This window comes from Pseudomonas sp. ML96, assembly GCF_000761545.1.
Taxonomy (GTDB): Bacteria; Pseudomonadota; Gammaproteobacteria; order Pseudomonadales; family Pseudomonadaceae; genus Aquipseudomonas.
On the sequence record NZ_JPMY01000019.1, the window covers coordinates 1 to 3,261 of the forward strand.

Below are 3,261 nucleotides of genomic sequence, written 5' to 3' on the forward strand. Positions count from 1 at the left end.
TTTACCGTGGTCAACGTGGCCGATGGTGCCAACGTTGACGTGCGGTTTGTTACGCTCGAATTTTTCCTTAGCCATCTGACTCGTCTCCGAACAAGGAATAGAGAACTGACACTGCCATTAAAACAAAGGCAGATATCTTCATATCTGCCTTTGTGAAGTGGAGCTCATGAGCGGATTTGAACCGCTGACCTCACCCTTACCAAGGGTGTGCTCTACCAGCTGAGCTACATGAGCGAAACACTTTGCACGAACAACAAACTTGGAGCGGGCAGCGGGAATCGAACCCGCATCATCAGCTTGGAAGGCTGAGGTTCTACCACTGAACTATGCCCGCGGAGCCTGCAGCTCACGCTTTAAATCTGGTGGAGGGGGAAGGATTCGAACCTTCGAAGTCGTAGACGTCAGATTTACAGTCTGATCCCTTTGGCCGCTCGGGAACCCCTCCAAAGTGGGCGGCATTTTAACTTCTGCCACCTTGCTGTCAAGCATTTTCTCAATAAAAACTTGAGGTTAGCACTCTTTGACAGCTGCTCTTCAGGGCCTCCCCCTCAAAGCGGGCGCCATTCTATGCAAACTACTGAGCAGTTGCAACGCTTTCGCACGGCATTATTTGATGCTGCAGCTCTTTGAAGTCAGAAACCAGCTGCGGCATCGCATCATCCGCCAAGCGCCGGCTCTCTGGCGCGATGCGCACCCAGAAGCTGCGCTGCGCGCGCGGCAGCTCGCGCAGCATGGGCTCATAGCCCGCATCACGCAGGCGCTGCATGACGCTCTCGGCCGAATCACTGCGCGGGAAGATGCCCAGCGAGATACCGTTGGCCAGGTCGCCCTGGGTGATGATGTAGCTATCTATTCTGCGCGCCTGCAACTCCTTCAGCTGGCGCAGCGATGCCTGTCGCGATGCTAGGGGCGCCAGATACACCCAGTAGTCGAGCCCTGCCGCCGCATTGACCGGACGCACCTCGGCCTGAATATCGAGCGCCATCAGGCGCTGCTCGACCTGGCGCGCGCCATCTTCTTGCTGAAAGCTGCCAAGGAACAGGCAAGTCTGATCGCTCGACGGCGCAGGCGACTGCGGCGATTCGGGGCGCACCTTCGCGCGATCGGAAGCATCGAGCAGCTGCAGGCCCTTCTGCGCCCCCTGATACAGCGCCATCGGCTCAACCTCTTTGACTCGCAATGGCGCCTGCTGCTGATGCCACACGTAGTAGAAGAGATTGAGGACCAGCAGCAGTAAAAAGACCCAGCGCATCATCAAACTCCAGGCAACGGACAGGCCTGGGCCAGGCCGACAAAAACCAGATCGGAAACCAGGCGCGCCTGCGGCAGCACCTCACGCACCAGGGCGGCATCGCCGCCCGTGAGATAGACACTGAAGCTATCGCCCAGGCACTCACGTGCCAGCTCGACCTGGGTCAGAACGAATCCACGCAGCATCAGGGCACAGCCACGCTCGACCGCCTCGACAGTCGAACGCCCCGGCTGGTAGCTATGCAGCGCCTTCTCGGCGGCCACATCGTCATAGCGAATACGCCGCGTATGAGTGCGCAGCTGATTACGCATCAATGGCAGCCCTGGACAGATATACCCGCCAAGATGCTCGCCATCGACAGAGACGAAGTCAGACGTTACGGCCGTCCCAAGATCCAGCACCAGGCAAGCACGCCCGGCAAGCTGATAGGCGCCCACTACCGCCAGCCAGCGATCCAGCCCCAGCCGGGCATATTCGTCGTAGCCATTGCGGACACCCGCAAGCTCAAGCGCCGGCTGCGCACAAAGCACCGCCACACTGAACTCACGCTCGAGAAGAGCGACAAGTGCTGAGGTTTCCACATCACTGCGCACGCTGACCAACCGACATCCGGACAAGGCAAGCCCGGAAACACTCAACAAGACGCGCAGCAACGACTCATCCGAATCGACCACACCACCAATCGGAGCAATGGCCGGAGTGCCACTCAGTACTCGCCATTTGATCAGACTGTTCCCACAGTCCAGCTCAAGAATCATCACGCAACCTCAGGCTAAGCTCGCCGCCACTAAATTGCCGCTCCTGCCCCGCTACATTCAGACGCAATGCGCCAAGGTGATCTACACCCAGGACCACGCCGTCGATACGCTGCGGACCAGCCAACAAGCTGACCTCTTGCCCCTGCCAGAGATGGCAGGCCTCCCACTCCTCTCGCAGCGCAGCAAAGCCACCCCGCTCGTGCAGATCCAGGTAGTGTTTCAACCAACGCCCAAGCGCCAGTGCCATTGCCGTGCGATCCACCAGCTGACCGCTGCACTCCCGCAGCGAAAGCCACGGCTGGTCGATGGCAATGTTCGGCCCAGGCAGCATATTCACATTCACGCCGATGCCTATCACCACCTGACAGGCATCTGCCGGGTCGCCTGATAGCTCCAGCAGCACGCCAGCAATCTTCCGCCCCGCCACCAGCAGATCGTTCGGCCATTTGAGCCCGACCTCAGCCAATCCAGCCTCACGCAGGCTACGCAAGACCGCCAAACCAACGGTGAGGCTCAGACCATCGAGAGAGAATGCACCACCTTCCAGGCGTAGGCCGAGGCTGTAATACAGGTTCTCGCCGAAGGGACTGATCCAGGTACGACCACGGCGACCACGCCCACCATCTTGTTTCTCCGCGAGGATCAGCAAGGGCGCCGGCGCACCGGCCGCCAAACGCCTCAGCACTTCAGCATTGGTCGAATCCACCACCTCGAGAACCTCAGCACACCACCCCGCCTCCCGGGATGCAGAGGCAATCACCTCACACTCGAGCAGCGATAGCGGAGAAGCCAGACGATAGCCTCGCCCACGCACCCGGTGAATCGTTAGACCGAATGCCGCCTCGATGTGCTCCAGGCGCTTCCACACGGCCGCACGGCTCACTCCCAGCAAAGCCCCCAAGGCCTCGCCGGAATGAAACTCGCCGTCTTGCAGCAGCTGCAGAACTTCGCGCATCAAAATAACGCCTCAACAAAGAGGCAGGCATCATAACGATGCAGTCCGCAATTGCCTAGAAATGCGGTATTTAGAGCAAAGCAACAACAGCAAGACACGGACACCCAATAAATAAAAAAGCCACCTATCGAGGTGGCTTTTTTATGAGCGCAATCCGAGAACAGCAACCAAGCGCATGGCGCCGGTAGACGTATGAGGATCGATTCGCGCCTGCGGGTGATTTTCTGTTTAGGATTTTCTTGCGCGCAAAAGCCAAACCCCCACCCGATTTCTCGGATGGGGGTTTGGGGATAGGA

Annotated in this window: 4 protein-coding genes, 3 tRNA genes and 1 pseudogene; all 8 read right to left on the reverse strand. The window is 58.9% G+C overall.

Annotated features, from left to right (window positions below; translation table 11 throughout):
• Positions 1-75 (reverse strand): annotated as a pseudogene (locus IP89_RS23370) (elongation factor Tu); the annotation flags it as partial.
• An 83-nt stretch (positions 76-158) separates the two neighbouring features.
• Positions 159-234: transfer RNA gene (locus tag IP89_RS13020), tRNA-Thr, on the reverse strand.
• Between the two features lie 26 nt (positions 235-260).
• Positions 261-334, reverse strand: a tRNA-Gly gene (locus IP89_RS13025).
• A 26-nt stretch (positions 335-360) separates the two neighbouring features.
• Positions 361-445: transfer RNA gene (locus tag IP89_RS13030), tRNA-Tyr, on the reverse strand.
• Between the two features lie 129 nt (positions 446-574).
• A complete protein-coding gene (locus tag IP89_RS13035; RefSeq protein WP_043309980.1) occupies positions 575-1,252 on the reverse strand; it encodes an SPOR domain-containing protein in 678 nt (225 codons plus the stop codon).
• 2 nt (positions 1,253-1,254) lie between these two features.
• On the reverse strand, positions 1,255-2,010 hold the full coding sequence (locus IP89_RS13040) for a pantothenate kinase (protein ID WP_043309981.1): 756 nt from the start codon (positions 2,008-2,010) through the stop codon (positions 1,255-1,257).
• Positions 2,000-2,965: a bifunctional biotin--[acetyl-CoA-carboxylase] ligase/biotin operon repressor BirA gene (birA, locus tag IP89_RS13045; protein ID WP_043309983.1), complete on the reverse strand. Its 966-nt coding sequence runs from the start codon at positions 2,963-2,965 to the stop codon at positions 2,000-2,002. The genes IP89_RS13040 and birA overlap by 11 nt, the downstream gene beginning before the upstream one ends.
• A partial coding sequence (locus IP89_RS23595; protein WP_218185995.1) for a hypothetical protein occupies positions 2,965-3,261 on the reverse strand: 297 nt, incomplete at its 5' end. The genes birA and IP89_RS23595, both read right to left, overlap by 1 nt.

Excerpts from the sequence above, each read along its gene's own strand:
- IP89_RS13035 (WP_043309980.1), bottom strand. The coding sequence starts at position 1,252 with ATGCGCTGGGTCTTTTTACTGCTGCTGGTCCTCAATCTCTTCTACTAC.
- IP89_RS13040 (WP_043309981.1), bottom strand. The coding sequence starts at position 2,010 with ATGATTCTTGAGCTGGACTGTGGGAACAGTCTGATCAAATGGCGAGTA.
- birA (WP_043309983.1), bottom strand. The coding sequence starts at position 2,965 with ATGCGCGAAGTTCTGCAGCTGCTGCAAGACGGCGAGTTTCATTCCGGC.